The sequence below is a fragment of the Streptomyces anandii JCM 4720 genome (genome assembly GCF_014650655.1).
In the GTDB taxonomy this organism is placed as follows: Bacteria; Actinomycetota; Actinomycetes; order Streptomycetales; family Streptomycetaceae; genus Streptomyces; species Streptomyces anandii.
Genome location: NZ_BMVJ01000013.1, coordinates 43179 through 49032, shown reverse-complemented (window position 1 = coordinate 49032; position 5854 = coordinate 43179). Strand labels below are relative to the sequence as shown.

At 74.4% G+C, this 5854-nt stretch carries 6 protein-coding genes; all 6 read left to right on the top strand.

What is annotated here, in order from left to right:
• Window positions 1-610: SRPBCC family protein (locus IE249_RS38205; protein ID WP_229859055.1), on the top strand; the 610-nt coding region annotated here is incomplete at its 5' end.
• The gene (locus IE249_RS22895) at window positions 607-1782 is read left to right on the top strand and encodes a zinc-dependent alcohol dehydrogenase (protein WP_189707390.1); all 1176 of its coding nucleotides are present in this window, start codon (window positions 607-609) and stop codon (window positions 1780-1782) included. The genes IE249_RS38205 and IE249_RS22895, both read left to right, overlap by 4 nt.
• A gap of 323 nt (window positions 1783-2105) precedes the next feature.
• The gene (locus IE249_RS22890) at window positions 2106-3236 is read left to right on the top strand and encodes a YihY/virulence factor BrkB family protein (protein ID WP_189707388.1); all 1131 of its coding nucleotides are present in this window, start codon (window positions 2106-2108) and stop codon (window positions 3234-3236) included.
• Between the two features lie 49 nt (window positions 3237-3285).
• Window positions 3286-3648, top strand: coding sequence for a hypothetical protein (locus IE249_RS22885; RefSeq protein ID WP_189707386.1), 363 nt, complete (start codon window positions 3286-3288; stop codon window positions 3646-3648).
• Window positions 3649-3906: 258 nt separating this feature from the next.
• Entirely contained in the window at window positions 3907-5097 is a 1191-nt protein-coding gene (locus tag IE249_RS22880) for a hypothetical protein (protein ID WP_229859053.1), read from the top strand.
• Between the two features lie 340 nt (window positions 5098-5437).
• On the top strand, window positions 5438-5854 hold a 417-nt coding region (locus IE249_RS38200), incomplete at its 3' end, for a (2Fe-2S)-binding protein (protein ID WP_229859051.1).

Below are 5854 nucleotides of genomic sequence, written 5' to 3'. Positions count from 1 at the left end.
CGCGGGCACCGCCGCCGTCACCGCGGCGGACGTGTACGCGGCCGTGACCAGGACCCGCTGGCGTACGCCCGTGGAACTCACCGCCACCACGACCGTCGCCAAGCCGCCGGACGAGACCTACGAACTGTGGAGCGGCCTGGAGCGGCTCCCGGAGTTCATGGCCCATCTGGAGGAGGTCCGGATCACCGGCCCGCGCACCAGCCACTGGACGGCGAGCGCGCCCTTCGGCCGGACGGTCGAGTGGGACGCCGAGACCACCCAGGACGTGCCCGGCCAGCTCATCGCCTGGCGCTCGGCGAAGGGCGCCGACGTGGGCAACTCGGGCGAGGTCCGCTTCCACCCGGCCCCCGGCGGCCACGGCACCGAGGTGCAGGTGAGGCTGCGCTACTCGTTGCCCGCCGGCCCGCTCGGCAAGGCGGTCGCCCGCCACTTCGGCGAGGAGCCGCACCAGCAGCTGGACGACGACCTCAGGCGCTTCAAGCAGATCGCCGAGGCCGGCGAGGTGATCCGCTCCGAGGGCGCCCCCGGCGGCAAGCGGGCCCGGGCGGAGTTCCCGCAGCACCCGGCGCAGCCCCTGACCGAGGACGAGCTGAGGGAGGTCCGCTCGTGAAGGCGAACTGCTGGGCCGGACCGAACTCCGTCGAGGTGCGGGACGTACCCGAGCCCGCCCTCCTCAACAGCCGCGACGCGATCGTGCGGGTCACCTCCACCGCGATCTGCGGCTCCGACCTGCACCTGCTCGACGGCTACGTCCCCACCATGCAGGACGGCGACGTCCTCGGCCACGAGTTCATGGGCGAGGTGGTGGAGACCGGACCCGGCATGACGGACGGCAAGCTGCGCCCCGGCGACCGGGTCGTCGTGCCCTTCCCGATCGCCTGCGGCGCCTGCGCCTCCTGCCGGGCCGAGCTGTACTCCTGCTGCGAGAACACCAACCCCAACGCCGGCGTGGCGGAGAAGTTCTTCGGACACCCCACGGCCGGCATCTACGGCTACTCCCACCTCACCGGCGGCTTCGCCGGCGGGCAGGCGCAGTACGCGCGCGTCGTGCTCGCCGACGTCAACGCCCTGAAGATCGAGTCGGACCTCACCGACGAGCAGGTGCTGTTCCTGTCCGACATCCTGCCGACCGGCTACATGGGCGCCGAGATGTGCGACATCCAGGAGGGCGACGTGGTCGCCGTGTGGGGCGCCGGCCCCGTGGGCCAGTTCGCGATGGACAGCGCCCGGGTGCTCGGTGCCGAACGGGTCATCGCCATCGACAAGGAGACGTACCGGCTCGACATGGCGGCCGCCGAGGGGTACACGACGATCGACTTCGAGGAGATCGACGTGCGCTCGGCGCTGCTGGAGCTGACCGGCGGCCGGGGCCCGGACAAGTGCGTCGACGCGGTCGGCCTGGAGGCCACCCACGGCGCCACGCACGTCCGGCTCTACGACAGGGCCAAGCAGGCGGTGCGCTCCGAGACCGGCCGGCCGCACGCGCTGCGCCAGGCCATCACGTCCTGCCGCAGCGGCGGCACCGTGTCGGTCGTCGGCGTCTACGGCGGGCTGCTCGACAAGTTCCCGGCGGGCGCCTGGATGAACAGGTCGCTGACGCTGCGGGCCGGGCAGTGCCATGTGCACCGGTACATGAAGCAACTGCTCCGCCTGATCGAGCAGCGCAGGATCGACCCCACCCGGGTGATCACCCACCGCCTGCCCCTGTCCGAGGCGCCGCGCGGCTACGACCTCTTCAAGAACAAGGCGGAAGGCTGCGAGAAGGTGGTCCTCACGCCCTGAGGACGACCGCGCCACCACGCCACCGCGCCGTCGTGCCGGGGCCGGACGGGACACGCCCCTATGCGGATGGAGGGCGGGCCCCGTCCGGCGACCATTGTGGAAGCGACCGCCGGGGCGGGGACACGGGTGTGCGGGGGCGGCTACGAGCGCGCGCCGCACACGCCGTGTGCGCCGGACGCGTCCCGTGCGCCGGACGCGTCCCGTGCGCCCCCTCCGGCCCGTCCGGCCCGTCCGGCCCTCGCATGGCGCCCGCTCGCCCTCGTCCGTACGCCCGGCCGCGTCCCCCCAGGCGTGTTTGCCGCCGGCCGGGACACCCGGACAGCATGAACCGTCTGCACCTTCCCGGTCACCGGGATCATTCCAGCGGCAAGGACGCCCCGGCCCGCCCCGGGGACGAGGGACGAGCGCCCGCGCGTGGCGAGGAGCGGCAACCCGGGCGGCAGCCTGGGCGGGACGCGGAGCCCGAGTCCGTCGGCCCGGACGCGTCGGCGGAGGCGGAGGCCCCCGACTCGCCCACCGACCTGCCCGGACGGTCCTGGCTGGCGGTGTTCCGCAGGGTCCTCAAGGAGTTCCAGGACGACGAGCTCACCGACCGCGCCGCCGCGCTGACGTACTACGGGGTGCTGTCGCTCTTCCCGGCGCTGCTGGTCCTGGTCTCCCTGCTGGGCGTCGCCGGCCAGTCGGCCACCCAGCAGGTCCTGGACAACCTGCGCAAGCTCGCCCCCGGCTCCGCGCGCGACATCATCACCAACGCGGTGCAGCAGCTGCAGAACCACGCCGGCGTCGGCTCCCTGCTGGCCGTCGTGGGACTGCTGGGCGCGGTGTGGTCGGCGTCCGGTTACGTCGCCGCGTTCATCCGCGCCGCCAACGCGGTCTACGACGTCCCCGAGGGGCGCCCGGTGTGGAAGGTGCTGCCACTGCGGCTGTTGCTGACCGTGAGCCTGATGCTGCTGGCCGTCGCCAGCTCCCTGATCGTCGTCTTCACCGGCTCCCTGGCCCGGCAGGCCGGCACCGCGCTCGGCATGGGCGACGCGGGTCTGACCGCGTGGTCCATCGCGAAGTGGCCGGTGCTCGTCGTCCTGGTCACGATGATGATCGCGCTGCTGTACTGGGCCACGCCCAACGCCAAGGTGCGCGGCTTCCGCTGGATCACTCCCGGCAGTGTGCTGGCCCTGCTGATCTGGCTGGCCGCCTCGGCGGGCTTCGCGTTCTACGTGGCGAACTTCGGCTCGTACAACAAGACGTACGGCACCCTGGCCGGCGTCATCGTCTTCCTCGTGTGGCTGTGGGTGACGAATCTGGCCATTCTGCTCGGCCTGGAGTTCGACGCCGAGATGGCGCGGCAGCGGGTGATCGACGGCGGCCACCCGGCGGACAGCGAGCCCTATGTGGAACCGCGGGACACCAGCACCTGGGACGAGCAGGACCAGCGGCGCATGGAGGAAGGCTGCTGAGCGGCCGTACGGTCACATGGCCGGCGAGCCCGGGGGGTACCCGGCGGCCATGACTCCTCACAGCGACACCCCCGGTTCCCCCGACGACCGGCGCGGCCGTGGGCGGCGTGCCCCGGCCGGGCAGAGCGAAGTGGAGCGGAGGGAGGAGGAGCGCGCCGCCTCCCGTCCCTTCGACTACCCGTATCCGGAGCGGCACGCCAATGTACGCGCCACCCGGCACATCAGCCGTGAGCAGGCCGACGCGGACAGCACGCCCGGCGTCCCCGGCGGCTACGGCACGACCAGCGGAGGACAGCCCGGCGCCCGCAGCGGTGTCCGGCCGGGCGCCGACGACGGCAGCGAGGAGGCCGGCTACCCGGACACCGTCGCGGGCGCCGGACCCGGTCCCGGCGAGGACGAGGAACGGCCGTGACACCCGGCGCCCGCCGGGAGTCGCGTCAAGCCGGCTCCTCGGCCGCAGGGCTCACCGGGTGGGCCACCGGTTGACCGACCGGGGACGGCGGGCCGGCGCCGCTCGTTGCGCCCACCTCCGGCAAGGCCACCCGCGCGCCGGCACGAGCAGGCCGCGTGGCGTCTCGCGGACCGGCCGACACGGGCCCCCGCGCCACCGATCATGATCGGCGTTGGCGATACTGGGAACCGCCCGCCGACCCCGCCCGCAGATTGGCCCATGTCGAACTCTCCCGCCTCCCGCACCACGATCCCGCCCACGGTGTGGCCGGCCCGCGGCCGCCATGCCGGGCCGGGTGCCGAGGACGCCGTACGGCGCCGCCTCGCCGAACTCCAGGCCGCCGAGGTCATCCACAGCCACGTGGAGCCCGACGACGCCGACCCGGCGCAGGGTCATGTCTTCGAGGCCCGCTGGGTGGTACCGGACGAGGTGACCGTGCGCGCCCGGCTCGCCCTGTCCCCTCCCGACGCGCCCGGCGAGGGCCGCCAGTGGGTGCTGCTCGCGGAGGCCGACCGGCCCTGGGAATCGGGCTGGCCCTCCCCCGCCACCATGTTCTGGCCGCCGGAACCCGACGCGGGCTGGGACCGCGAGGCCGTCACCGGGCTCCCCCTCGGGGATGCACGCCACCTGCCGGACGACGACAAGGACCTGCGGCGCGTGCTGCGGCACGCGGTGCGGGACACATGGGCGGTCCATGTCGTCGTCCACGAGGCCATGACCCCCGAGGAGCGCGGCCGCCCGGCCCTGGTGCGCCTGCTGCCGGAGGGGTTGCGGCACCGGGTCGTGGAACACCGCGCGGCGCCGCACCGGCTGCGGGCCGTCAACTGGGTGCTGGACGACTTCGGCACCCGGGTGCCGCGCGGCGGCGCGGTGGTCCTGCCGGGCAGCCCGCCGCCGGAAGGCCACGACGCGCGGGAGTTCTCCGTGCGCAGCGTGTTCCTGGACGGCAGTGAGCCGGCCGAACTCCTGGACGCCATCACGCGTTTCGCCGCGCTGCCGCGGCCGCTGCCGCCCGGGGCGGGCGAGGCGCTGACCGCGCTGCGGGAGCAGTGGCACCTGCGGACCATGGAGGAGGAGCTGGCGCGGGCGCGCGAGCTCGTGACCATGTACTCCGAGGCCCTCGACGCCATGACGAAGTCCCGCGACCTCTACCGCGAGGCGGCCGAGCGCGCCCACGAGGCCCTGGCCGCGTACCAGGAGGCGGGGGCCGGCCGGATCCCGCCCTCGAGGAAGCCGGCGCGCCCCGCCACGGGATCGCCGCTCCAGCAACTGACCCGCGGTCTGGGACGGCTGGGCACGGCACTGTCCCTGCGGCCGGGCACCGCGCCCCAGGCCGAGGGCGCAGCCGCCCCCGAGGGGCAGGGCGGCGACACGACGGGCCCGCCGGTGGCCGACGAGTCGGCGCACTAGGGACCGACGTACGACGAGCCAGCGCACTGGGGACCGGCGTACGACGGGCCGGCGCACTAGGGACCGGCGTACGACGAGCCGGCGCACTGGGGACCGGCGCACGACGGGCCGGCGCACTGGGGACCGGCGCACGACGGGCCGGCCCACGAGCAGCCGGCGCACGACGGGCCGGCCCACGACGAGGCCGGAGGTGGCCGCCGCTGGTGATGCCGCCGACCGCTCCGGGAACGGCTGAGCCGCGGGGCCGAGCCGTCCCGCCCGGCCCGGACGTGTCAGCCGCCGCAGCCTGGATACGCGGATGTGCACGGCACCACGGCGCGTTGGGAAGGTCATCCACGTCATGGGCAGGGACATTCACGACGGCACGAGCGGCACGGCGGACGGCGCCGCCCCGAGCGGCGAGGGCCCCGCGCCGCCCCCCGGGCACCGGTCCACGACGACCCTCCGGGTCAACGGCAAGCCCCACACCCTCCTGGTGGACCACCGGCGCGTCCTTCTGGACGTCCTGCGCGAGGACCTGGACCTCACCGGGTCCAAGAAGGGCTGCGACCACGGACAGTGCGGAGCCTGCACCTTGCTCGTGGACGGACGCCGGATGAACAGCTGCCTGCTGCTCGCGGTCTCCCTGGACGGCAGCGAGATCACCACGATCGAGGGCCTCGCGGGCGACGGCGAGGAACTGCACCCGCTGCAGCGGGCCTTCCTCGACCGCGACGCCTTCCAGTGCGGCTACTGCACACCCGGCCAGATCTGCTCC